Source organism: Nonomuraea sp. NPDC003707 (assembly GCF_053587055.1).
The window spans coordinates 265,966-287,986 of sequence record NZ_JBSFNK010000010.1 but is presented as its reverse complement, the minus strand read 5'-3'; the positions used below and the strand labels follow the sequence as shown (position 1 = coordinate 287,986).

Here is a 22,021-nt window from a genome sequence, read left to right as displayed (position 1 = left end):
GGGCTGATCCGCCGTCCTTGGCGCGGTCAGGTGACGGGTACGATCTCGGCGCCGGTCAGGACGCCGTCCTCGATGGTGAGCAGGCCCAGCGTGCCGTGCGGCTGACGGCGGCGGTCGGTGGGGGAGCCGGGGTTGAAGATGCGCAGGCCGTGGCCCGACTCGTCCAGCGGGATGTGCGAGTGGCCGAAGACGACCAGGTCCGCCTGGGGGAAGCGGCGCCGCAGGCGGTCGAGGCGCCCCTTGGCCGGGCCGCTGTCGTGGATCATGCCGATCCGCAGCCCGTCCAGGGTCAGCTCCAGCGTCTCCGGCGCCACCACGTCCGGGCCGTCGTTGTTGCCCTTCACGACGTGGACGGGGGCGTACGCGGCCAGTTCGTCCAGCACGGAGGACACGCAGACGTCGCCCGCGTGCAGGATGACGTCCGCGCCGCGCAGGTGCGCGGCGACGCGGGGCGGGCAGGAACGCCAGCGCCTGGGCGCGTGCGTGTCCGACAACGCGACGACTCTCACGACCCTTCCCTGCCCGCTCCACGCTCGCGGTACCTCGCCCCGCTCTAAGATCGACCCGTGTAGGAGCCGGACATTCACGCCATAGCCGCCCGACTGGTCGAAGTGCGCGGGGTGGTGGCCGTCGTCCTGGGTGGGAGCCGGGCGCGCGGCACGCACCGGCCGGACTCCGACATCGACCTCGGCCTCTACTACCGGGGCCCGCTCGACGTGGCCGCCCTGCGCGCCCTGGCGCGGGAGGTGACGGGCGAGCCGACCGAGGTGACTGAGCCGGGCGGCTGGGGGCCGTGGGTGGACGGCGGCGGCTGGCTCACCGTGGACGGCCTGCGGGTCGACTGGATCTACCGCGACCTCGACCGCGTCCACCGCGTCTGGGACGACTGCCGCCAGGGCCGTTACGAGATCGGCTTCCAGCCCGGACACCCTCTCGGCTTCTACTCCCACGCCTACGCCGGCGAGGCCGCCCTGTGCCAGGTCCTGGCCGACCCCACCGGCGAGCTCGCCGCCCTGCGGCGGGACGTCACGGACGGATACCCGCCCGCGCTGCGCCAGGCGCTGATCGGAGGGTTGTGGGAGGCCGACTTCGCCCTGACGATCGGCGGCTACGGCGCCAAGGGTCAGGACCCGGCGTACGCGGCCGGTGCGCTCTTCCGCGCCGTCGGCGTCGCCTGCCACGCCCTGCACGCCGCCGACGGCGCCTGGCTGATCAACGAGAAGGGCATGGTCGCCGCGGCCGCCCGGCTCCCCTCCGCCCCGCCCGGCTTCGGCGAGCGGGCCCAGGCGCTGCTGGCGGAGGTGGGGCGCACCCCGGAGGAGATCGCCCGGACGATCGACGCCGCGGCGCGCCTCATGGCGGACGTGCGTGCCGCCTGCGGCTGACGCGATGATCGCTGGGATAACCTGACCCGGTGCGAATAGGCGTGAATGTTCCCAATTTCGGCCCCGGCACCAACCCTGACGTGCTGCGCAGCTGGGCGCAGACCGTCGAGGGGCTCGGATACGACCTGCTCATGGTCTCCGACCACGTGGCCATCACCTCAGACGTCGCCAAGCAGTATCCCGCGCCGTTCTACGAGCCGTTCACGACTCTGGCCTGGCTCGCCGGCTCCACCACCCGGATCGGGCTCGGCACCACGGTGCTCATCGTGCCGTACCGCCACCCGCTGCTCACTGCCCGCATGGCGGCCAACCTCAACGACCTCAGCGGCGGGCGGCTGGTGCTGGGCGTGGGGATCGGGTGGGCTCGGCAGGAGTTCGAGGCGCTCGGAGCGGTGTACGAGCGGCGCGGCAAGGTGACCGACGAATACCTCGCCGCCATCCGCACCGCCTGGGCCGACGAGGGCGACTACCGTTCCGGCGGCGTGCCGATCTGGGTCGGCGGCGGCAGCGAGGCGGGGCTGCGCAGGGCGGTGCGCTACGGCGATGGGTGGCACCCGCTCAGGAGCACCCTGCCCTGGCTGCGCGAGAACTGGTCGCGCCTGAAGGAGATCGCCGCCGAGGAGGGTCGGCCGGTGCCCGCCCTGACGCCCAGGATCCTGCTGCGCGTCACCGACGCGCCGCCGGCGGAGCGGCGCGCGGGCGAGGGCACGATCGAGCAGGTCATGGCCGACCTGGAGGAGCTGCGGCTGCTCGGCGCGGAGACGGTCGTCCTCGACCCGTTCCACTCGGACCCGGACGAGACGCTGCACCCCGAGGCGGCCTGGGAGATGCTCGCCGCCGTGGCCGCCCGCCGCACCTGAGCACCTCAGAGCAGGCTCGCCTCAGGGCCGGCTCGCGGGATCCTCGCGGGCCGGCAGCCGAGCCGCCAGCTCCTCCAGGTCGCCGACGAACCAGATGTGCCCGCCCCGGTTCGACTCGAACACCCAGTCGCGCAGCGCCGAGCTGGCGGCGGTGAAGCGGGAGATGTCCCCCACGACGGCCAGGCCGACGCGGTAGTTGACGAACTTCTGCGCGATCTCGCCCGCCACGCCCGTGCGCAGCGCGAAGAAGTCGTCGTGCAGCCGCCCGGCGGGGACGGCCACCCAGCTCGCGCCCCTGCCGAAGGCCTCGCCGAGCAGGTCGAGCGCGTCGCGGGTCTCGCGCAGCGGCTCGCCGTGCGGCTCGCAGACGTATACGCGGTCGTCAGGCATGTGCGGTCTCCAGGAAGTCCATGATCTCTTGGGTGTGGGCGGGGAGCAGGTGGCCGGTGCCGGGCAGGAGACGTACGTCCGCGTCCGGCGCGGCACGCAGCAGGTGGCGGCGGGTGCCGTACGAGTCGAGCATCCGGTCGCGGCCTCCGGTGAGGCGTAGATCGCGACCACGGGCCTCACTCCCTCACCAGCGCGTCGATGATCCTCAGGACCTGGGCGCTCTCCTCCAGCGCGCCCAGCACGATGACCTTCAGGTGCTCGCGTTCCTCGTCGTAGACGAACTCCACGCGCAGGCCATGGGGCCGGCTCGCCAGCGACCCCAGGACCATCGTGCTGACCCGGTCCATGTCGCGCCTGGCGATGCCGTCGACCTGCACGATGCTCGACGCCTCCGCGCGGCGGGGCGTGACGAGCGGAGTGCCGGTGAAGGCCGCCAGGTCCTCCTTGGCGATCCGGTACTGCTTGCCGATGCGCACGGCCGGCAGCCGCCCGTCGCGTACGTAGTTGCGGACGGTCTTGACGTGCAACCCCAGCAGGGCCGCCACCTGTTCGACGGTGTAATGCTCCATATCGCTCCCTATGATGGCACACAATAGGGAAGGATAGGGAATGTATAAAGCGGGTGAAAGTGGGCGTAAAGCGATCTTCTATCCGGCCCATTAGTCTCACCGTTCATGACCCGCCTCAGCCCGGCTCTCGGGCCGCTCACCCCCCGCCAGCGCTGGCGGAGGGCCCGCCTCCAGGCCTACTCCTGGTCCCTGACCGGCGCGTACCGGCTGGGCGCGATGCACCCCGCCATCTGGCGGCTCGTCGCCCGGAGCTACCACCCGGCCTTCGACTGGCTGGCGGCCCGGCACGCCAGGCTGGCCTGCCAGTTCGCCGCCGTGGACGTGCCCGCCTACCGGCACTTCCTGGGGGCGAACGGCGCCGGGCACGCCAGGAGGCTGGCGGACTTCCCCGAGACCAGCAAGCAGAACTACGCCGCCGTGTACGACGAGGAGAGCCGCTGCCAGGAAGGCAAGTTGCACCGACCCGGCGTGATCGTGGACGAGTCGTCGGGGTCCAGCGGCAAGCCGTACAACTGGGTACGCGGGCCGCGCGAGCTCAAGGGCATCTACCGCAACGCGGCCGGCTACATCGAGCTGGTCTTCCCCGGCAAGCGGCTGTTCGTGATCAACGCGTACTCGATGGGCGCCTGGGCCACCGGCACCACCACGGGCACCGCCATGGCGCGCGTCGCGATGGTCAAGAACACCGGCCCCGACCTGGAGAAGATCGCCGACACGCTGGAGCACTTCGGGCCCGGCTACGACTACGTGGTGGCCGCGTACCCGCCGTTCCTCAAGCATCTGCGCGACCGCCTGGACGAGAGCGGTTTCCCGTGGCGGGACTACCGCATCCGCGGCATGGTCGGCGGCGAGGGCATGACCGAGGCGCTGCGCGACTACCTGGAGGAGCGCTTCGAGGAGGTCCGCTCCGGTTACGGCGCCAGCGACCTGACGATCGGGATGGGCGCGGAGAGCGGGTTCAGCGTGTGGCTGCGCAAGCGCCTGGCCACCGACCAGCGGCTGCGCGAGCTGTTACTCGGACCGGGGGAGCAGCGGCTGCCGATGATCTTCCACTACAACCCGCTGGAGACGTTCCTGGAGGTCAACGGCGAGGGCGAGCTGCTGTGCACCATCAACACCAAGAGCTGCCTGCAGCCCAAGCTGCGCTACAACGTCGGCGACGAGGCCAGGCTGCACACCCTCGCCGACGTCAGGCGGGCGCTCGGCGCCGACGAGTACGAGCGCGCGTGGACCGACGAGCGGATGAACCTGCCGCTGCTGTTCCTGTTCGGCCGCAAGGACTCGACGATCTCGTACATGGGGGCCAACCTGTATCCCCAGGACGTCGAGTACGGCCTCTACCAGGGCAATCCGTACGCGGCCGCGATCAACCGGTTCTGCCTGTCGCTGGAGGAGCTGCCGGGCCTGGAGTACCGCCCGGTGATCAACATTGAGCTGCGCGGCCCTGACGCCGCCGACCGCGACGAACTCGCCGAGATCTGCCGCAAGGGCGTGGTCGCCCACCTGAGCGCCGTCTCGCGTGACTTCGCCGAGTCGCTCAAGGAGGACCCGACGGCCGCCGACCTGCGCGTCAAGGTCTTCGACCCGGGCGAGGGGCCGTTCGCCGGCCTCACGAAGATGAAGAACGTCTACCTGGTGAAGGACGCATGAGGACCACGGACTTCAGCAAGGCCCCGGCGCAGGGGCGGGCGACGGCGATGTTCGTCGGCGCGACCCGCTACCGGGGGCCGCTGTCGATAGTCACGCTCACCCTGACCTGGTTCCGCATGGTGCGGGACATGAAGCGGATGCGCGGCTACTGCTGGCACAAGGTCTACTGGGAGTTCCCGTTCACGCTGGGCACGCTCGCGTTCTTCGAGGACCGCGACGCGCTGCTGCGCTTCGCCCGCAGCCGCCACCACCGCAAGCTCATGCAGTGGGTGACGGACGGGACCAGGAACGCCACCGGCGGCTACATCCGGCTCTACAACGCCGAGCCGGAGGGCTACAGCAACGGGGTCTGGCGCGCGGAGGGCGGGCCGATGGCGCACATCGAGATGTTCACCCCGCTGTCCGCCGAGGATGGCGAAGGTCCCCGGGTGAGGCGCGGGTGACGCTGCATCCCGTCGAGAGCCGCCGCGACCTGCGCGACTTCCTCGCGCTGACCGACCGCGTCTACGCGGGCGAGCCGCGCTTCATCCCGCCGCTGCACGCGCAGGTACGCACGTGGCACCGGCAGGGGGTACGGCTGTTCCTGCTCAGGCGGCGCGGGCGGGTGGTCGCGCGGACCACCCTGCACACCGACGCCGCGCTGGACGCCAAGCTGGGCCGGGCCACGCAGCTGTTCGGGCTGACCGAGTTCGCGGAGGAGGCGGCGGAGGAGCTGTTCGACGGCATCCTCGCGGCCGGGCGCGACGCCGGGAAGGAGGCGGTGTTCGGGCCGGTGTCGCTGCTGCCCAACCAGGCGGGCGGGGTCATCACCGCCGGTTTCGACGAGCGCGGCTTCATCGACAGCGCCTGGAACCACCCGTACTATCCGGTCGCGTACGAGGCGTGCGGCTTCGCCCGCCGCTTCGAGTCCGACACCTGGATCTGCCCGGTGCCGGAGGAGCCGGTGTTCGCGTTCGACGACGGGCGGATCGCGGCCGAGGGGCTGCGCGTGCACCGGGGCGACCGGCGGCGCGTGGCGGAGCAGCTGCCGATCCTGCGGGAGATGCTGAACGCCAGTTTCGCGCAGCTCGGCTACTACACGGAGATCTCGGCGGAGCAGCTCGCGGCGCAGACGGACGGGCTGGCGTACCTGCTGGACGAGTCGTTGCTGCTGTACCTGACGAAGGAGGAGCGGCCGATCGCGTTCGTGCTGTGCTTGCCCGACATTTCGCGATTTATCGCGAAAATTCGTGGCAATCTCCACCTCCTGAACCAGCTCCGCCTGCTGGCCACCCGGTCCCGCTACCGCAGCGAGGCCGTGCTCATCATCAAGGGCACGGTCCCCGGGGAGCAGGGCCACGGCTACATGCGGTTGCTGGCCCGGGAGTTGCACGACGGGCTGCGCCGGGGCGGCTACCGGGCACTGCGCAGCACGTACGTCGAGCGCACGAACCCCGGCTCCGCCGCCCAGTACACCGCGATGGGCGGCCGACCCCTGCACGGCTACACGTTCTACGAGAAGGGCCTGACGGCGTGAAAGACCGGCTGCGGCCGCTGGAGCCGGACTTCTGGCGTGCCCCCAGCGCCCACAACACCCAGCCCTGGACCCTCACCTACACGGCCGACGGGGCCGAGGTCGGCTGGGACCCGTCACGTGCCCTGCCCATCAGCGACCCCACGGGCCGCGACCTGCGCCTGAGCCTGGGCGCGTTCGTGGAGTGCTGCCTGATCGTCTGCGCCGACGCCGGCCTGCCGGTCGGCTTCCGTCCCGATCCGGGTCCGCACCGGGTGGGCGTCCTGTACGCCGCCGCGCAGCCGTACCGGACGCCCTTCACGACGGCGGACGTCCGGGCGCGCGGCGCCAACCGCGGCGAGTACCACCCGGGACGCCTGCCGGACCCGCTGGTCGCCGAGCTCACCGGGATGCGGCGGCTGGCCTGCCGCGACCTCGCGGACCTGCTGCACGCGGCCGACCTGCACCAGTTCGGCGACCAGGAGGTGACGCGGGAGCTGCGCGCCTGGCTGCGGCTCACCCGCCGCCACCGCCGCTACCTGCTCGACGGCCTCACCGACCGGGCCCTGTCCCTCAGCAGGGCGGAGGCCATCGGCCTGCGCGCCTCGCTGGCCCTCTACCCGGCCCTGCGTCCCCTGGGCCTCCCGAGGGTGCTGGCCGGGGCCTCGCGGGACCTGCTCGACTACGACGGGGACGTCCTGGTGCTGGTGGGGGCGGTCGAGGACGAGCTGGAGCTGGGGCGCGTGCTGATGCGGCACTGGCTCACCCTGTCCGCGCACGGCTATGCCACGCACCCGCTGAGCCAGATCATCGACTGCGAGCCGACCAGGCAGGTCCTCGCGAACCGGCTGGGCGTCGCGGACCCCCGGACCCTCCTCCACGTGGCCCGAGTCGGCCGCCCGACCTCCGCGGCCACCCCCTCCTCCCGCCTCAGACCCTGACCACCCCACCCCTCCGGCCTTCCGCGCCTCTGCCTTCCCCGCCCCTCCGGTCTCCCGGCCCTCCGGCCCTCAGCTGCCTCCTCGGCTGCCTCAGCCGTCTGCGGTTTGCCGCCTGCCCGCCTGTGGTGCGCAAGAGCGGCGGCCGGCCCGCGGGCGGGGCGAGCGGTGGGTCGGGTAGCGGCCCCTCGGATGGGCCGTGCGGTGGCGCTCAGCGGTAGGCGGTCAGGCCGTCCGCCAGTTCTTCGGCGTCGCCGTCCCGGTGGGCGTCGAGCGCCTGCTGCAGGGCGAACGTGCCGCGGATGGCGGCGATGCGGGCCGCCGTCTCGTCGTCGGCCCAGCCGCCCAGCGCGAGCACCCGGTCCAGGAACGCGTCGCCGTGGCCGGCCCCGATGGCGGCGAGGTCCTCGGCGGGGTCGCCGATGGTGGCCTCGTCCCAGTCGATCACGCCGCTGAGCCGGGGCCGCCCGCCGTCGATCTCCCACAGCACGTTCTCGGCGCCGAGGTCACCGTGCGCCACCGCCGTGGCGACGTGGGGGAGACCCGCGGCCGCGGCAAGCTCCCGCTCGGCCCGCCGGCGTCCGCCGTCCGACATGAGCCCGAACAACTCGGCGCGGACATCCGCCTCGAACCGCCGCCACCGATCCTCCGGCGTCCACGGCAGCGCCGCCCGCGCCCGCTCGTCGGCCCCCGCCCGGGCCAGCGCGGCCAGCAGCTCGGCGTACTGCTCCGCCGCCGCCCCGGCCACCGCCGGGTCGTCGAGCGCGCCGTCCTCCAGCGGCGCGCCGGGGACGCGGCTGAGCACCAGGTACGGCGCCTCGCCCGCGCCTTCGGACAGCGGCCGGGGGATGCGGAAGCCGAGACCGAGCCCGGCGAGCACGCGCAGTATGGCCGCCCGCTGGGGCAGCCGGGCAGCCGCCGCCTCGGTGCGGGGCAGGCACACGACCCGGTCCGAGCCCATCACGACCCGATGGAACTGCCCCTCGCGGACGGGGAGAGGTCCTGATCCGGCGTCCTGGGCCAACCAGCTCAGTGGATCATCCATCACCCCAGCATGGCGGCAACGTCCCCGGAACATCGAACCGGCCGGGGGAAGGCACGGCGGCGAGCGCCTGAACGCGCTTGTTCCGGCGGTGATGTCTGAACGGTGCCGGGGTCCTGAACGCGTTCGTCCCGGTGCCTGCGTGGTGGGCACCGGGACGAACGCGTGATGCGGGGCTTGATCAGTCGTCGTGGTGGAAGCCGTGGTCGGGCCAGGAGCCGGCCCAGTTGCCGTTGCCGCTGGTGGGCCAGTTGCGGTGATGCCAGTGGGGGTCCCACGACCAGTCCCAGCCGGCGCCGCCGTCGTCCTTGCAGGCCTTGGTCTTGCGGGTCCCGGCGAACACGCCGTGGTCGGTGACGTGGTGATAGGTAATGTCGTCGCCCACCCCGAGGCCGCAGTGCTTCGAGTTGTGGTGCTTCCCGTCGTCGTCGGCCGTGGCGGGCGTGGCGCTTCCGTACAGTGCGGTCGCGGCGAGTAGCGCACCGCCGACGGCGATGAGGCTATTCCTCATGATCTCCCCCTGTAATCACGAAGTGACATCGGAGATCACTATACGTAGCGATCTTGGGGGGCAGGTGCAGCGCCACACCCCGTTTTCGATCAACAGGCCGCCGTTGATCAGTAACTCGGATGTACAAGTGATCTACATTGTAAAGGCGCCGGCTCAGGAAGATCGCACGGCCGCCAGGTACGCGTGAATCGCGTCGCGGTTGCGGGAAAGGCACTCGATGCGCTGCTGGATGCGGTCGGCCTCGGCCTCCAGGAGGTCGGCCAGCTCCGGGGTGAGGCACTGCGGGTGCAGGTGGATCTCGTCGGGCTTGTTCAGGAACGGCAGGACACGGCGGATGATCTCCGTGGTGAGTCCGGAGTCGAGCAGGCCGCGGATCTGCTGAACCCGGTAGACGGCCGGCTCCGGATAATGGCGGTAGCCGTTGTCGGCGCGCTCCGGGTGGAGGAGGTCCTGCTCCTCGTAGTAGCGGAGCATGCGGGTCGGCACGCCCGTCAGTCGCGACAGTTCACCGATTCTCACGGCGGGGCCTCCCGGCTTGCCTTCACATTGATGTGAACGTTTCAGCATATTCGACATGTCTGGTGCGACGATCGCCGACGCCGTACGCGTCGGGAGAATGCCCTGGTCGGGGCTGCTGGCGCTGTTCTCGGCGGCGTTCACGGCGGTGATGACGGAGCTGCTTCCGGCGGGGCTGCTGCCGCAGCTCGGCGCGGCGCTGGGGGTGCCGGAGGGGCGGGCCGGGTTCCTGGTGACGGCGTACGCGGTGGCCTCGACCCTGTCGGCGATCCCGCTGACGGCGTTGCTGCGCGGGCTGCCGCGGCGGCCCGTACTGGTGGGGACGCTGGTGGGATTCGCCCTGTTCAACACGGTGACCGCGCTCTCGTCGTCCTATGCGGTGACCTTCGGGGCGCGGGTCCTGGCCGGCGTCATGGGCGGGATCCTGTGGGCGATGCTGGTCGGGTACGCGGCCCGGATGGTGCCGGTCGAGCGGCGGGGGCGGGCCATCGCGATCGTCTCGGCGGGGATCACGGTGGCGCTGTGCGCGGGGATTCCGGCGGGCGCGGCGCTGGCCTCGGCGTTCGGGTGGCGGACCGCTTTTCTGGGGCTGGCGGTCGTGGCGGTCGCGCTGGTGGGGTGGGTGCTGTGGAAGGTGCCGGACTTTCCCGGTGAGGCGGCCACGGTGCGGGTTCCGTTGCGGCGGGTGGCGGTGCTGCCCGGCGTCCGGACGATCCTGGGGGTGACGGTGCTGGTGCTGGTCGGGCATCAGGCGATGTACACGTACCTGGCGCCGTTCGTGGCCTTCGCCGGGTTGGGGCGGACGAGTGTCGTGCTGCTCGTGTTCGGGGTCGGGACGGTGGCGGGGATCTGGGTGACCGGGGTGGTGATCGACCGGTTCCCGCGGGTGACGCTCGTGGTGGTGCTGGCCGTGGTGGCGGGGGCCATGGCGGTGCTGGCCGTCTCCGGTGGGCCGGGCTGGGCGCCGCTGGGCGCGGTCGCGCTGTGGGGGGCGGCCTTCGGCGGGGTGCCGACGTTGCTGCAGTCGGCGCTGGTGGACGCCTCCGGGGCGGTGAACGCGGACGCGGCCACGTCCATGCAGACGACCGTGTACAACGCGGGGATCGCCGCGGGGTCGCTGGCCGGTGGGCTGGTGCTGGAGGGCGCCGGGGCGGGTGCGCTGCCGTGGACCTCGTTGCCGCTGGTGGCGGTGGCCCTGGCGGTCGTGGTCGCGGCGCGCCGTCGCGCGTTCCCCGCCCGCCGGGCCTAGAGGCCGTTCCTGGCCAGGGGCTCGACGAGTTCGCGCTCCTCGTACGACAGGTGGGACAGCAGGCTGTCGGTGAGCAGGTCCACGGTCTCGCGCAGGTGGCCGAGGCCGTCCGGGTCGCCGACGAACGAGACGAGGGCGCGGTCGACGCGTTCGATGATCTTGTGGATGGCGTGGTGCTCTTCCTGGAGGCGGTCGAGCACGGGCGCCAGGGCGGGCTCCGTGCGGCGGAGGTGCGGGAAGACCATGGCGTCCTCGGCGGTGTGGTGCATGGTGACGAGGCGGCAGTAGGACTCGCAGTAGGCGCCGAGGGTCCAGTTGTTCTGGCGCATGGTCATGGTGTTGACGTGCGAGCGGGCGGTGCCTGCGTCGATCGCTCCGGAGGCCACCTGGTCGACGAGGTCGCGGAGCTGGGCGAGTTCGGCGCGCAGGTGGTCGTGCACGTCGATGAGGTGCCGGCCGTTGGCCTGTTCGGCGGGGGTGTAGCGCCTGGTGGGGTCGGGGGCGGGGCCGGTGGGGCGGGTGGTCTCGTCCCAGACGCGTACGTCGGTGAGCCGTACACCGTCGTCGGGGGTCGGGGCGGCGCCCAAGGCGGCGGTCGGGCTTGCGGCTTTTGCCGCGGCGGTGGGTGGCGGCGGGGCGGCCTGGGTGCGTTCCGCGGCGACGAGTTCACGTACGGCCGGGGCGGTCTCCTGGGCGAAGCGCTGGAGACGGCCGGGGTCGTTGGCCGCGAGGATGAAGACGCTGACGCCGTACGTGAGGGCGATCTCGGCGAGTTGAGTGGCGGGCAGTTCCTCGCCGAGGTTGAGCAGGCGGCGGATGTCGCGGGGCGAGCGGCCCGCCTCGGCGGCGGCCTCGTCGATGACGGCGTTGCCCTCGCCGATCTTGCCGATGTCCTGGAGGTAGGGGAGGGAGGGGAGCCAGCCGTCCGCGAGGCGGCCGGTCACGCGGAGCATGCGCGGCTTGTACGCGCCGAGCCAGATGCCGATGTCGTGGGCCGGGCGCGGGCCGCGCGGGGCGGTGACCTGGTAGTGCTCGCCGTGGTGGTCGATGGCGCCGGGGGCATCGGTGTCCCAGGCGGCGCGGATGATCGGGATGGCCTCCTCGAGCGCGTCCACGGCCTGGCCGGGGGACAGGCGCGGGGCGCCCATGGAGGCGATGGCGTCCCAGTATCCGCCGGTGCCCAGGGCGAGCTCGAAGCGCCCGTGGCTGAGGATGTCGAGGCTGGCGGCGGCCTGCGCGAGCATGGCGGGCGGCCGGAGCGGCAGCGGATGCACGTTGCCGGCCAGCCGGATGCTCTCGGTGGCGGCCGCGACGTAGCCGAGCAGGGTCCAGGTGTCGAGGAAGGTGGGCTGGTACGGGTGGTCCGAGAAGGTGACGAGGTCGAGTCCGGCGCGCTCGGCGAGCTGGGAGAGGGCGACGACGGTGTCGGCCTGGTGGGCGGAGGGCGCGAAGCTGACGCTGAAGAGCAGCTCGTGGCCGTAGTCGGGCATGGGGGCTCCTTGGATGTGCCGTTCGCCGCCGGACTTTGGTTGGTAGTGCGAACAGTTGGTAATAAGAACTAAATTAGTTCGTATTGTGAACCATTGTCAACTAGACTCGATGCCGTGGTCGCGACGTTCACTACCGCCCTCGTACGTCTGGGGCACCTGGTGCAGCAGGTGTTCGGGGACGTCGGCAGGGACCAGGACCTTACGCCGCAGCAGGCGCAGCTGCTGTGCCTGCTGGTCGGCGGGCCGGTGGGGATGACGGAGCTGACGCGTACGCTGCACCTGGAGAAGTCGAGCCTGACGGGGCTCGTCGACCGGGCGGAGAAGCGGGGGCTCGTGGCCCGCACGCGTGATTCCCGGGATCGGCGGGCCTGGCTCGTCGAGCTGACCCCCGAAGGGGAGCGCGTCGGGGTGCTGGCGCACGACGGGGTCGAGGCGCGGCTGGAGGCGTTGACGGGGGAGCTGCCGGTGGAGCACCGGGAGCTGCTGGCGTCCGCCATCGACGGGATCCTCGCCGAGTACGCCTCCACGACCGGCCGCCCCCGCCCCCAGCCCGACCGCACCCCTGCTACACCGGCCTGACCCCCGCCCCCGCCATCCCCGGCCCGACTCCCGCCGTCACGGCTCTGACCCGCCTCGCCGTCACTGGCCTGGCCCCCGCCCCCCACCGTGACTGGCTGGACCTCCGCCCTCACCGTCACCGGCCTGGCGCCCCGGCTTCGCCCGCCTGACGTGCCCCGCCGGTCGCCGACCCGGTGACGCCCGCGCTCGCGATGCCGCGGTGGTCGAGAGGGGCCCGTTGAAGTGCGGTGGCGTCGATCGGGGCAGGGGAAGTGGCGCCTCTGGAAGGCTGGGGCGAGCTGGAAGCGGGGGCGTCGGGCCGGGGGCGTGGGTCAGGAGGCCAAGACGGTCGCGAGGAATGCCGTCAGGGCCTCGGTCACCTCCGTGGGGCGTTCGAGCGGCGGCAGGTGGCCCGTCTCGGGGAGGTCGATGCGGCGGGCGGCGGGGATGCCGGCGCTGAGCAGGTCGGACATCTGCTGGATGCCGGGCACGTCCGACAGGCCGTTGATCACCAGCGTGGGGGCGGTGATCTCGGGCAGGCGCGTCACGGCGGGCGGAGTCAGGTGGCGTTCCGTGGATCGGGGGCCGCTCCAGGAGCGCTCGAACACCAGGCCGCACATCTCCACCGCCGACTCCCACACCTCGTCGGAGAGCGCGTCGCGGCCACGGTCGGGCCCGGCGGTCTGCCAGAGCGTGTGGGCCTCCGCCATCGCGCGTACGTCGGCGGGATCCACGTGGTCGGCGGTGCCGGCGCGGTAGCGGGCCAGGCGGTCGGCGGGCACCGAGCCGTGGACGCGCTCGCGCGCCTGGTCCAGCATCTCCTGCGGCCATGGGTGGCCGGCCAGACCCGAGCTGATCAGGGCGAGCGCGGCCACCCGGGAAGGGGCGGCCAGGGCGACCTCGGTCGCGTACGCGCCGCCCATCGAGTTGCCGACCAGCGCCGCCCGCTCGACTCCCAGCGCGTCCATGACGGCGAGCAGGTCCTCGTGATGGCACACCTCGCCTTCGGCGTCGCCGGACCGGCCGCAGCCGCGCCAGTCGTAGCGGATCACGCGGTAGCGCTCCGAGAGGGCGCGGAACTGGTGCTCCCAGAGGCGCCTGTCGGTCGTCCCGCCGTGCACGAGCACGACGGTGCCCACGGGGGTCGCGGGGCCGGCCTCCTCGTACGCGATCTTGACGTCGTCGATGATCAGCATGCTCGGCACGCTACCGCCGCGCGGGGCCGGGAATCGGCCTGTTCGCCGGCGGCGCAGCCGCGCGGGCCGGAGGATCGGCCTGTTCGCCAGGGGCGCAGCCACACGGGCCGCATGAGTTCCGAGCACCGTCGAATCGCGAGCATCATTGACGCAGGCAAGCCACGTACGGACCACAGGTGAACCCATCCATGCTTCCAGAAGAACTCAGAGCCGCCCTGGACAAGGCCCTGTCCGGCTACGCGCCGCAGGAGTTGTCCGACTCCGTGGCGCGGCTCACCGAGCGTTACCGTACGAACGCCGCCACCGGCGGAGGCACCCACATCAGGTCCCAGGCCGACGTGGCGGCCTACGCCGCGTACCGGATGCCCGCCACCTACGCCGCCGCGGCCACGGCCATGCGCCAGGCGGCCGCCATGACCCCGGGCTTCCGGCCGGGGAGCCACCTCGACGTCGGCGGCGGCACGGGGGCGGCGATCTGGGCCGCGGGTGAGACCTGGTCGTCCATCGACCGGGTCACGGTCATCGAGCACGACCCGCAGATCATCGACCTGGGCAAACGCCTCGCCCGTACGTCCGGGGCCCTGCGCGGGGCCACCTGGCGGCAGGCGTCGGTGCGACCCGGCCTCGACCGGCCCGCGGCCGACCTGGTGACCATGTCGTACGCCCTGGGCGAGCTCCCCCAGGGCCAGCGCCGGGAGATCGTCCGCTGGCTGGCCGCGGACGCGGCCATGGTGATCGTCATCGAGCCCGGCACCCCGGCGGGTTACGCCACCGTCGCCGAGGCCAGAGAGGTCCTGGTCGACCAGGGGCTGAGCGTCGCAGCCCCCTGCCCCCACGACGGCCGCTGCCCGATCGAGCAGGGACGCGACTGGTGCCACTTCTCCGTCAGGCTGCCCAGGACATCCCTGCACCGCCGGATCAAGGCGGGCACGCTCAGCTTCGAGGACGAGAAGTTCTCCTACGTGGCCGCCACGACGGTCCCGGGGGAGCGGGCCGACGCCCGGATCCTGCGCCACCCGGTCAAACGCAAGGGCGTGGTGTCCCTGCGGCTGTGCGCCGGGGAGGAGGGGATCCGCGACGTGATCGTGTCCAAGCGGCAGGGCGACCTCTACCGCGCGGCCAGGGACGCCGACTGGGGGGACGGCTGGGGCGACGACGGTTTGCGGCTCGGTCACGGAAATGGGTAAGGGGGCGGTTCCGGTTCGGCGGGTGGGCCATCCTTGGAGGATGTGGACGACTGATCTTCTTCATTCCCTCTATGCCCGGCGGCTGCGCCGTCAGGCCACGGCGGGTCCGCTGCCCCGCCACGTCGGTTTGATCATGGACGGCAACCGGCGCTGGGCCAGGCAGCAGGGTCTGGCCAGCCCGAGCATCGGCCACAAGTACGGCGCCGAGCACATCGACCACGTGCTGTCGTGGTGTGAGGGGCTGGGGATCGAGCACGTGACGGTGTTCCTGTGCTCGACGGAGAACCTTCAGCGCCGCGGTGACGAGGAGGTCGCCTACCTGTTGCGGGTGATCGAGGAGATGGTCGCCGAGCGGCTGGACCGGCCTGACGCGCGCTGGCGCGTCCATGTGGCGGGCCTGCTCGACATGTTGCCCGACACCACGGCCCGCGCGCTCAAGAGCGCCGTCGAGGCCACCCGTACATGTGCCACCGGCTTCCACCTCACGCTGGCCATCGGGTACGGCGGCCGCCAGGAGGTGATCGACGCCCTGCGCGAGCTGCTGTACGAGCGGGCCGAGACCGGGCAGTCCATGGTGGAGCTGGCCTCGACGTTGAGCGTGGACGACATCGCGCCCCACCTCTACACGGCCGGTCAGCCCGACCCCGACCTGGTGATCCGCACCAGCGGCGAGCAGCGCCTGTCGAACTTCCTGCTCTGGCAGTCCGCCTACTCCGAGCTGTACTTCTGCGAGGCGTACTGGCCGGCCTTCCGTGAGATCGACTTCCTGCGGGCGCTGCGCAGCTTCGCGGCCCGGCAGCGACGGTTCGGGGGCTGAGATGCTGGAACTCTTCGACCGGCAGCTGCGCCAGGAGGCCCGCGCCGACGGGCCGGACGCCAAAGTGGAGCGGGCCGGCAACGTGGTGCGGCAGGTCGCGCCCGAGCACGGCTGGAACGGTGTGCTCTGGTCCGGCCTCGACGAGCGGAACGCGGACGCGGAGATCGCCGAGCAGGTGCGCTACTTCGGGGAGCTGGGGCGGCCCTTCGAGTGGAAGCTGTACGGCTACGACCGGCCCGGCGACCTCGACCGGCGCCTCCTGGCCGCCGGATTCACCCCGGAGCCCGCCGAGACGCTGATGATCGCCGAGATCCCGCGCCTGCCCCTCGGAGGGGAGCCGCCCGAGGGGGTGCGGCTGGTGCCGGTGACCGGTTCCGGCGGTGTGGAGCTGATGGCCGACGTCCACGAGAGCGCCTTCGGCACCCCTGACGCGCACTTCCGGGAGCGGCTGCTCGACCAGCTCGCCGGGGGCGAGGTCGTCGCCCTCCTCGCGATGGCCGGTGACGTGCCGGTGAGCGCGGCCCGCATGGACCTGCACCCGGGCACCCGGTTCGCGAGCCTGTGGGGCGGCGGCACCGTGCCGGAGTGGCGCGGGCGCGGCATCTACCGGGCGTTGGTCGCCTACCGGGCCCGCGAGGCGGTCGCCCGCGGCTACGACCATCTGCAGGTGGACGCCTCCAGCCAGAGCCGTCCGATCCTGCTGCGGCTGGGGTTCGAGGCGATCACCACGACGACGCCGTACGTCCACGAGTGAGTACCCTTGATGGCCTGACCGTATTCGCCGGAGGAGGCCCGCACGTTGCCTGGAACGAACCCGCGCGAGCTCGGCCTGGTGGCCGACTGTGAGAGCTGCTTCGGGCTCTGCTGCGTCGCGCTGCCGTTCGCGGCGTCGGCCGACTTCGCGGTGGACAAGAAGGCCGGGGAGCCCTGCCGCAACCTGCGTGACGACTTCCGTTGCTCCATTCACGCGGAGCTCAGGGAGCGCGGCTTTCCCGGTTGCACCGTGTACGACTGCTTCGGGGCGGGCCAGAAGGTCTCGCAGGTCACCTTCCAGGGCACGAGCTGGCGGCAGGCGCCGGGCACGGCCGGGGAGATGTTCGCGATCTTCCCCGTCGTGCGGCAGCTGCACGAGCTGCTGTGGTATCTGGCGGAGGCGCTGACGCTGGAGGCCGCCAGGCCCGTCCACGCCGAGCTGCAGGGCGCGTTCGACGCGACGGAGCGGCTCACCCGGGAAAGTCCGGACGCGCTGAAGAAGCTGGACCTGCCGGCGCACCGGGCCGAGGTCAACGTGCTGCTGCTGCGGACGAGTGAGCTGGTCCGGGCCGGGCGCAAGGGCAAGGAGCGCAGGGGAGCGGATCTGATCGGGGCCAAGCTGGCGGGCGCCGACCTGCGGGGTGCCAACCTTCGCGGGGCGTACCTGATCGGCGCCGATCTGCGGGGTGCGGACCTCCGGGAGTCCGATCTGATCGGGGCTGACCTGCGGGGGGCCGACCTGGCGGGCGCGGACCTGTCGGGTGCGCTCTTCCTCACCCAGCCCCAGCTCAACGCCGCCACCGGCGACGCCGCCACCCGCCTTCCGGCCGCGCTCACCCGTCCCGCCCACTGGCCCGCCACCCGCTACGAACGGCCGTCCCGCGGCACGGGCCCCCGCCGCGACCCCGGCTCCGCACGCGGCACGGCCTCCGCACGAGGGACCGGCTCCGATTCCAGCCGCGCTTCCGGCTCGGGGCGGCGTTCGGGCCGCGGCTCCGGCCGCCGGCGCCGCGGCTGAACACCGCGCCCGGCTGAACACCAGGAGCCGTTCCTGGCCGGCTCGGTGGGGCTGGCGCTGGCCGTGGCGCCGGGGTCGCTGAGGCCGGCGGAGCGGCCGGCGCTCGGCTGCACGGCATGCTCAGCGTGCCGTTCGAGGAGATCGGGCCGATCACGGGCCGTTACGCCAGACGCCGCGAAGGCAGCTCGCGCGCGCCGGGCCGCGCTCGGCCACCCCGAGCCCTTCGATCTGCGCCGGGCCGCGCACGAAGCCGGCATCCAGCGCGTGATCCAGGCGGGCAGCATCCCCAACTCCTTCTTCGGCATTCTCGGCGAATGGATCCGAGACTGGTCCGACCTCCGTTCCGACGCCGGGCGCGAGGTCGTGCCCTGGTACTGGGCGGAACTGGCCAAACTCGACCTGGGCTGAACCGGCCACGCGGCACCCGGACCCGGCCGCCGTCTGCCAGGTCCTCGTCGTCGGCTCCGGACGATCTGGACGCGCAGGAGACCGATGCGCCGGCCGGGTCCGTCCTCGCCCGCGCTCAGCCGCCGTGGACCCCTCGCCCCGCCGTCACGCCGCGAGGCGGCGAACGTCAAGGGCGTCAGGGCTTCAGTACGCGGTAGCGCAGGTGAGTCACGGACCCGGTTCCCGTGACGGGCTCCCCCTCCGGGATCAGCTCGGCCCGCTCCCCGGCGAACAGCGGCGTGCCCGCCCCCATCAGCAGGGGGACGAGGTGGAGCCACACCTCGTCGAGCAGGCCCGCCGTGAGCAACTGCCGGGCGACGTCCGCACCCAGCACCAGGACGTCCTTGTCCCCGGCGGCATCCTTGGCACGTCGGACTGCGGCCTCCAGCCCGTCGAAGGCGAACGTCCCGCCGTTGTCGCCGAGGAGGTCCTCCCTGGTCCGGTGGGTGACCACGAAGCTCGGGACGCCGGGCCACGGCGTGCCGCCCCACGGGACCACGCCGAGGTCGAAGGTGCGCCGTCCGATGACGACGGCTCCCACCGCCGCGTCCACCTGCCGGCGGATGCCCAGGTCGACCCCGCCGTCCGGCCCTTCCCCGGCCATCCACTCGTGCAGCCGTTCACCGCCGTCCCCCATGGGCTCCTCCTTCCGGACGTTCGGTCCCGCCGTGAACCCGTCCAGGGACATCGACACATCCAGCACTACCTTGCTCATCGCGCGCCTTCCTCCGATCCGGCGGCGCCGCCACCCGGTGCCGTCACGAGAAGGTCGGAGCCGATCCGGCCGTCTCGACATCACGACGGAAAGATCAGTGGGAAATGAACGTGAACGTGGACGACCAGGGTGGCTCTCGACCGGCAATGGTCATCGTGATCGATGACATCATCCAGCCGCCGAACTCCAGCTGACCGTCGCCCTCACCGAGCGGATCGGCGTTACGCCGCAACAGGCGAGAACGGCAGCACTGCCAGCGATGATTACCTATCAGGCAGGGGAGATTACAGTACGTAGGGATTGGTAGAGAAAAGATGTGATTTCTCCGGGGGAATGCTCACCCGCCAGCATCGCCTGTCCGAGTTCTTCGCGGCCCACAGCCGGGTGCGGCAGCACCGGCTGCGGATGCCCCACACCAGCCGCCGTCGGAATTCGGGGGGATCCGGCCCGCACCGGCAAACCGGCCCAGCAGGACCTTCTCGAACGGAAGATGACCGCACCGGTGATCGCGGCCCTGTCCACGCCCGGACCGCTCGGCCGCCGACTGGCCCACCTGTACGCCGACCCGTACCCCCTGAACGCCGGAGCATCCCTTGGCCGCACCCATCGACGACCCACCGCCCAACTCGTCCGCCGTACCCGCCGACCCCGGCACGGGCCACCCACCGCACGGCGAGATCCGGCCGAGCGGCCCGGCGGCGGCGGTTGACGAGGTCGCTCCTCTTCCCCGCGCGCCGGGAGCCTGGCCACTGCTGGGCCATGCCCCGGCCCTGCTTCGTGATCCGCTGAGGTTCCTCAGCTCGCTGCCCGCCCACGGAGACCTGGTGCGGATCACGCTCGGCCCCGTCGATGCGGTCGTGGTCTGCCGGCTGGATCTGGCCCGGCAGATGATCGGCGACGAACGCGTCTTCGACAAGGACGGCGCCCTGTGGCGGCGCGTACGAGAGGTCGAAGGCGACGGTGGGCTCGTGTGCGCACGCCGTGCCGAACACCGCCCCCTGCGCCGATTGGCCCAGCCCGCCTTTCAACGCACCCGCCTGCCCGGCTACGCGACCATCTTCGGGCGGTATCTGGCCCACGTCGCCGACTCCTGGCGCGACGGCCAGATCCTCGATGTCCCCACGGCAGCCCTTCAGATCAGCTGTGAGGCCATGACGCGAACCTTGTTCCCCGCCTCCACGAGCCGTCGATCCCTGGCTGAGATCCGCCAGGCGCTTCCGGCGATGGTGCGCGGCATCTTCCGCCGCATGATCACCCCGCCCCCGCTGGATCGGCTGCCCACCCCGGCCAATCGCGCCTATCACCGTACTGAGCGGCGGCTGCACGACATCACCACCCAAGCCGTACGTGACTACCGCAGCGCCGGCCTCAACCACGGCGACATGCTCTCGGTGCTGCTGGCCAACAGCCCCACCGTCGACTCGCCCACCCCGTCGGGCACGGGCCGGCCACGCACCGACAGGGAGCTGGGGGAACTCGTCGCCAGCCTGTTCCTCGCCGGCGCCGAGACCACCAGCGCCGCTCTGAGCTGGGCTCTGCACCTGCTGGCCGAGCACCTCGACGTACAGGACCGGGTGGCCGACGAGAGCCGGCGCGTCCTCGGCGGGCGCGCCGCCACCGGCGAGGATCTGCCGCAGTTGCGCTACGCCAGTGCTGTGGTCAGCGAAACCCTGCGGCTGTATCCACCGGCCTGGTTGCTCACCCGCCACACCACCGCCGACACCCACCTCGGCGGCCACCACCTGGCCGCGGGCACCACGATCATCTACAGCCCTTACCTGATCCACCGGCTGCCGGCCCACTATCCCGACCCCGACACCTTCCGCCCGGAACGCTTTCTCACCCCTTCCGGCGCCCCCAAGCCCCCATCGCCGAAGAACTTCCTCGCCTTCGGCGACGGCGCCCGCCGATGCATCGGCGACCAGTTCGCCACCATCGAACTCATCCTCGCCCTGGCCACCATCACCGGCCGCTGGCACCTGCACCCGGTCCCGGGACGGCAGGTCAGACCGCTGGCGCGCACCGCCTTGCATCCCCACCACCTGAGCCTGCGGCTGAGCCGCCGTGACGACCCGCTTCCCGCCCACCCCTGACGCCCACCATCCACCGCGAGGGACCCGCAATGGCCAACGCCGCCGATCCGGCCATCACCGTGCACCTGCCCCCGATGTACTTCCCGGCTCCCCTGCGCCGGCACCCGCAGATCGAGGTGATGCAGCGGCGCGGCCTGGACTGGATGGCCCGCCACGGCTTGTGCGACGACCCGACCCTGGCCCGCCGCATCACCGGCACCCGCACCGCGCACTTCTTCGGCTACCTGTGTCCCCAGGCCGACCCCGACCGCCTCCAGATCGCCGTCGACTGGGGCTATCTCATGTTCGTCTTCGACGACGTCCCCTGGGACGCCACCGCCGGGGCCGACTCTGGCTTCCTTGACATGGCCGTACGCATCATCCGCACCCTGGAAACCCCCGACGCGGGCCTGCTGCCGCCCGGGCACCCCATGACGGCACCCGTCACCGACCTCGCCCGCCGCATCCACCGCACAGCCGGCCCCGAACAGGTGCGCCGCCTCGCCGACAGCCACCTCAAATGGCTGCTCGGCGCCGCCTGCGAGCTCTGCGCCGCAGCCCGCGCCGCCCCGCTGAACGCGAACGAGTACCTCGCCCTGCGGCTGATGTACTCCGCCGCCGAACCCACCCTGCAGTTCTTCCAACTGGCCGAACCGGACACGATCAGCGAAGGCGAGATCACCAGCGCACGCGTACGGGCGCTGACCGAGATGGCCGGCATGGCCGCCGCCCTCGACAACGACCTCTACTCGCACGGCAAGGAGCAGTGGCTCGCCCAGCAGCGGACTCTCTCCAGCCGGCCCGTGATCAGCAACCTCATCGACCTCTACATGCGCGACCACACCCTGCCCCGCGACCGGGCGCTGCATGCCGCCGCCGTCCTCCGAGACCGGATCGTCGCCCGCTTCGTCGAGGTGCGAGACCAGGTCATGCCGTCCGCCTCACCCGCGCTGTACCGGTACCTGGACAACCTCACCTGCCTGTTACGCGGCAACTTCGAATGGGGCCTGATCGCCGAGCGCTACACCGATCCCGACGGCGACCACCCTGGCGCCGTCCGCACCGTGGCCACCGTCTCGGCCATCCCCGCCGCGACCGGCGCTCCCAGCGTTCCAGCGATCGACTGGTGGTGGCGGTGAGCGCTCCGGCCCGCACAGGCTGATGAT

The 22,021-nt window shown here is 72.1% G+C and carries 25 protein-coding genes; 15 read left to right on the top strand and 10 right to left on the bottom strand.

Annotated elements, in window-relative coordinates; all coding sequences use genetic code 11:
• Nucleotides 1–26 precede the first annotated feature (26 nt).
• Nucleotides 27–509 carry a metallophosphoesterase family protein gene (locus ACWDRB_RS27285; RefSeq protein ID WP_449898158.1) on the bottom strand — a complete coding sequence of 161 codons (483 nt, stop codon included), beginning with the start codon at nucleotides 507–509 and terminating at the stop codon, nucleotides 27–29.
• A gap of 102 nt (nucleotides 510–611) precedes the next feature.
• On the opposite strand from ACWDRB_RS27285, the gene ACWDRB_RS27280 reads away from it, so the two are divergent.
• Both ACWDRB_RS27280 and ACWDRB_RS27275 read left to right on the top strand, forming a co-directional pair.
• Complete coding sequence (locus ACWDRB_RS27280) at nucleotides 612–1,385, top strand: nucleotidyltransferase domain-containing protein (protein WP_449898156.1); 774 nt, start codon at nucleotides 612–614, stop codon at nucleotides 1,383–1,385.
• 41 nt (nucleotides 1,386–1,426) lie between these two features.
• Nucleotides 1,427–2,245: an LLM class flavin-dependent oxidoreductase gene (locus ACWDRB_RS27275; RefSeq protein WP_355200349.1), complete on the top strand. Its 819-nt coding sequence runs from the start codon at nucleotides 1,427–1,429 to the stop codon at nucleotides 2,243–2,245.
• A 21-nt stretch (nucleotides 2,246–2,266) separates the two neighbouring features.
• On the opposite strand, the gene ACWDRB_RS27270 is transcribed toward ACWDRB_RS27275, so the two are convergent.
• From ACWDRB_RS27270 to ACWDRB_RS27260, 3 genes are read right to left on the bottom strand one after another with little or no spacing between them, the layout of a single operon-like run.
• Nucleotides 2,267–2,635: a DUF4180 domain-containing protein gene (locus ACWDRB_RS27270; RefSeq protein WP_355200348.1), complete on the bottom strand. Its 369-nt coding sequence runs from the start codon at nucleotides 2,633–2,635 to the stop codon at nucleotides 2,267–2,269.
• The gene (locus ACWDRB_RS27265) at nucleotides 2,628–2,768 is read right to left on the bottom strand and encodes a hypothetical protein (protein WP_449898154.1); all 141 of its coding nucleotides are present in this window, start codon (nucleotides 2,766–2,768) and stop codon (nucleotides 2,628–2,630) included. Before ACWDRB_RS27265 ends, ACWDRB_RS27270 begins: the two co-directional genes overlap by 8 nt.
• A gap of 43 nt (nucleotides 2,769–2,811) precedes the next feature.
• Nucleotides 2,812–3,204 (bottom strand): helix-turn-helix domain-containing protein, encoded by a 393-nt coding sequence (locus tag ACWDRB_RS27260; protein ID WP_355200346.1) that lies wholly within the window; start codon nucleotides 3,202–3,204, stop codon nucleotides 2,812–2,814.
• 105 nt (nucleotides 3,205–3,309) lie between these two features.
• Between ACWDRB_RS27260 and ACWDRB_RS27255 the strand changes: the two genes are divergently transcribed.
• From ACWDRB_RS27255 to ACWDRB_RS27240, 4 genes are read left to right on the top strand one after another with little or no spacing between them, the layout of a single operon-like run.
• Nucleotides 3,310–4,854 (top strand): phenylacetate--CoA ligase family protein, encoded by a 1,545-nt coding sequence (locus ACWDRB_RS27255; RefSeq protein ID WP_449898150.1) that lies wholly within the window; start codon nucleotides 3,310–3,312, stop codon nucleotides 4,852–4,854.
• Nucleotides 4,851–5,297: a DUF4188 domain-containing protein gene (locus ACWDRB_RS27250; protein ID WP_449898147.1), complete on the top strand. Its 447-nt coding sequence runs from the start codon at nucleotides 4,851–4,853 to the stop codon at nucleotides 5,295–5,297. Before ACWDRB_RS27255 ends, ACWDRB_RS27250 begins: the two co-directional genes overlap by 4 nt.
• Nucleotides 5,294–6,370, top strand: coding sequence for a hypothetical protein (locus ACWDRB_RS27245; RefSeq protein ID WP_449898145.1), 1,077 nt, complete (start codon nucleotides 5,294–5,296; stop codon nucleotides 6,368–6,370). Before ACWDRB_RS27250 ends, ACWDRB_RS27245 begins: the two co-directional genes overlap by 4 nt.
• A complete protein-coding gene (locus ACWDRB_RS27240) occupies nucleotides 6,367–7,287 on the top strand; it encodes a hypothetical protein (RefSeq protein WP_449898143.1) in 921 nt (306 codons plus the stop codon). Before ACWDRB_RS27245 ends, ACWDRB_RS27240 begins: the two co-directional genes overlap by 4 nt.
• Before the next feature lie 208 nt (nucleotides 7,288–7,495).
• On the opposite strand, the gene ACWDRB_RS27235 is transcribed toward ACWDRB_RS27240, so the two are convergent.
• The 3 genes from ACWDRB_RS27235 to ACWDRB_RS27225 form a co-directional block, all read right to left on the bottom strand.
• Nucleotides 7,496–8,329: an aminoglycoside phosphotransferase family protein gene (locus ACWDRB_RS27235; protein ID WP_449898141.1), complete on the bottom strand. Its 834-nt coding sequence runs from the start codon at nucleotides 8,327–8,329 to the stop codon at nucleotides 7,496–7,498.
• Between the two features lie 178 nt (nucleotides 8,330–8,507).
• Nucleotides 8,508–8,837, bottom strand: a complete 330-nt coding sequence (locus tag ACWDRB_RS27230; RefSeq protein ID WP_364262230.1) for a hypothetical protein — start codon at nucleotides 8,835–8,837, stop codon at nucleotides 8,508–8,510.
• A 153-nt stretch (nucleotides 8,838–8,990) separates the two neighbouring features.
• A complete protein-coding gene (locus ACWDRB_RS27225; RefSeq protein WP_350727392.1) occupies nucleotides 8,991–9,356 on the bottom strand; it encodes a MerR family transcriptional regulator in 366 nt (121 codons plus the stop codon).
• A gap of 55 nt (nucleotides 9,357–9,411) precedes the next feature.
• On the opposite strand from ACWDRB_RS27225, the gene ACWDRB_RS27220 reads away from it, so the two are divergent.
• The gene (locus ACWDRB_RS27220; RefSeq protein WP_449898137.1) at nucleotides 9,412–10,602 is read left to right on the top strand and encodes an MFS transporter; all 1,191 of its coding nucleotides are present in this window, start codon (nucleotides 9,412–9,414) and stop codon (nucleotides 10,600–10,602) included.
• Here ACWDRB_RS27220 and ACWDRB_RS27215 read toward each other — a convergent pair.
• Nucleotides 10,599–12,092, bottom strand: a complete 1,494-nt coding sequence (locus ACWDRB_RS27215; protein ID WP_449898135.1) for an LLM class flavin-dependent oxidoreductase — start codon at nucleotides 12,090–12,092, stop codon at nucleotides 10,599–10,601. The two genes, ACWDRB_RS27220 and ACWDRB_RS27215, sit on opposite strands and share 4 nt — an antisense overlap.
• Before the next feature lie 114 nt (nucleotides 12,093–12,206).
• Between ACWDRB_RS27215 and ACWDRB_RS27210 the strand changes: the two genes are divergently transcribed.
• Complete coding sequence (locus ACWDRB_RS27210; protein WP_449898133.1) at nucleotides 12,207–12,671, top strand: MarR family winged helix-turn-helix transcriptional regulator; 465 nt, start codon at nucleotides 12,207–12,209, stop codon at nucleotides 12,669–12,671.
• 311 nt (nucleotides 12,672–12,982) lie between these two features.
• On the opposite strand, the gene ACWDRB_RS27205 is transcribed toward ACWDRB_RS27210, so the two are convergent.
• A complete protein-coding gene (locus ACWDRB_RS27205; protein WP_449898131.1) occupies nucleotides 12,983–13,846 on the bottom strand; it encodes an alpha/beta fold hydrolase in 864 nt (287 codons plus the stop codon).
• 188 nt (nucleotides 13,847–14,034) lie between these two features.
• Here ACWDRB_RS27205 and ACWDRB_RS27200 point away from each other — a divergent pair, with 188 nt between their 5' ends.
• From ACWDRB_RS27200 to ACWDRB_RS27180, 5 genes are all read left to right on the top strand, one after another.
• Complete coding sequence (locus tag ACWDRB_RS27200) at nucleotides 14,035–15,033, top strand: small ribosomal subunit Rsm22 family protein (RefSeq protein WP_449898129.1); 999 nt, start codon at nucleotides 14,035–14,037, stop codon at nucleotides 15,031–15,033.
• A 40-nt stretch (nucleotides 15,034–15,073) separates the two neighbouring features.
• Nucleotides 15,074–15,850, top strand: a complete 777-nt coding sequence (gene uppS / locus ACWDRB_RS27195; protein ID WP_350727398.1) for a polyprenyl diphosphate synthase — start codon at nucleotides 15,074–15,076, stop codon at nucleotides 15,848–15,850.
• A gap of 1 nt (nucleotide 15,851) precedes the next feature.
• Nucleotides 15,852–16,604, top strand: a complete 753-nt coding sequence (locus tag ACWDRB_RS27190) for a GNAT family N-acetyltransferase (protein WP_449898127.1) — start codon at nucleotides 15,852–15,854, stop codon at nucleotides 16,602–16,604.
• Between the two features lie 45 nt (nucleotides 16,605–16,649).
• Nucleotides 16,650–17,621: a pentapeptide repeat-containing protein gene (locus tag ACWDRB_RS27185; RefSeq protein WP_449898125.1), complete on the top strand. Its 972-nt coding sequence runs from the start codon at nucleotides 16,650–16,652 to the stop codon at nucleotides 17,619–17,621.
• A gap of 264 nt (nucleotides 17,622–17,885) precedes the next feature.
• On the top strand, nucleotides 17,886–18,029 hold the full coding sequence (locus tag ACWDRB_RS27180) for a hypothetical protein (protein WP_449898123.1): 144 nt from the start codon (nucleotides 17,886–17,888) through the stop codon (nucleotides 18,027–18,029).
• A gap of 175 nt (nucleotides 18,030–18,204) precedes the next feature.
• On the opposite strand, the gene ACWDRB_RS27175 is transcribed toward ACWDRB_RS27180, so the two are convergent.
• Complete coding sequence (locus tag ACWDRB_RS27175; RefSeq protein WP_449898120.1) at nucleotides 18,205–18,783, bottom strand: dihydrofolate reductase family protein; 579 nt, start codon at nucleotides 18,781–18,783, stop codon at nucleotides 18,205–18,207.
• Nucleotides 18,784–19,376: 593 nt separating this feature from the next.
• On the opposite strand from ACWDRB_RS27175, the gene ACWDRB_RS27170 reads away from it, so the two are divergent.
• Nucleotides 19,377–20,876 (top strand): cytochrome P450, encoded by a 1,500-nt coding sequence (locus ACWDRB_RS27170; protein ID WP_449898118.1) that lies wholly within the window; start codon nucleotides 19,377–19,379, stop codon nucleotides 20,874–20,876.
• 29 nt (nucleotides 20,877–20,905) lie between these two features.
• A complete protein-coding gene (locus ACWDRB_RS27165; protein ID WP_449898115.1) occupies nucleotides 20,906–21,994 on the top strand; it encodes a terpene synthase family protein in 1,089 nt (362 codons plus the stop codon).
• Nucleotides 21,995–22,021: the final 27 nt, after the last annotated feature.

Bases quoted from the DNA above. Each gene is read 5' to 3' on its own strand.
- ACWDRB_RS27270 (WP_355200348.1), bottom strand. From the start codon at position 2,635: ATGCCTGACGACCGCGTATACGTCTGCGAGCCGCACGGCGAGCCGCTG.
- ACWDRB_RS27265 (WP_449898154.1), bottom strand. From the start codon at position 2,768: ATGCTCGACTCGTACGGCACCCGCCGCCACCTGCTGCGTGCCGCGCCG.
- ACWDRB_RS27260 (WP_355200346.1), bottom strand. From the start codon at position 3,204: ATGGAGCATTACACCGTCGAACAGGTGGCGGCCCTGCTGGGGTTGCAC.
- ACWDRB_RS27255 (WP_449898150.1), top strand. From the start codon at position 3,310: ATGACCCGCCTCAGCCCGGCTCTCGGGCCGCTCACCCCCCGCCAGCGC.
- ACWDRB_RS27250 (WP_449898147.1), top strand. From the start codon at position 4,851: ATGAGGACCACGGACTTCAGCAAGGCCCCGGCGCAGGGGCGGGCGACG.
- ACWDRB_RS27235 (WP_449898141.1), bottom strand. From the start codon at position 8,329: ATGGATGATCCACTGAGCTGGTTGGCCCAGGACGCCGGATCAGGACCT.
- ACWDRB_RS27230 (WP_364262230.1), bottom strand. From the start codon at position 8,837: ATGAGGAATAGCCTCATCGCCGTCGGCGGTGCGCTACTCGCCGCGACC.
- ACWDRB_RS27220 (WP_449898137.1), top strand. From the start codon at position 9,412: ATGTCTGGTGCGACGATCGCCGACGCCGTACGCGTCGGGAGAATGCCC.
- ACWDRB_RS27215 (WP_449898135.1), bottom strand. From the start codon at position 12,092: ATGCCCGACTACGGCCACGAGCTGCTCTTCAGCGTCAGCTTCGCGCCC.
- ACWDRB_RS27205 (WP_449898131.1), bottom strand. From the start codon at position 13,846: ATGCTGATCATCGACGACGTCAAGATCGCGTACGAGGAGGCCGGCCCC.
- ACWDRB_RS27200 (WP_449898129.1), top strand. From the start codon at position 14,035: ATGCTTCCAGAAGAACTCAGAGCCGCCCTGGACAAGGCCCTGTCCGGC.
- uppS (WP_350727398.1), top strand. From the start codon at position 15,074: ATGTGGACGACTGATCTTCTTCATTCCCTCTATGCCCGGCGGCTGCGC.
- ACWDRB_RS27190 (WP_449898127.1), top strand. From the start codon at position 15,852: ATGCTGGAACTCTTCGACCGGCAGCTGCGCCAGGAGGCCCGCGCCGAC.
- ACWDRB_RS27175 (WP_449898120.1), bottom strand. From the start codon at position 18,783: ATGAGCAAGGTAGTGCTGGATGTGTCGATGTCCCTGGACGGGTTCACG.
- ACWDRB_RS27165 (WP_449898115.1), top strand. From the start codon at position 20,906: ATGGCCAACGCCGCCGATCCGGCCATCACCGTGCACCTGCCCCCGATG.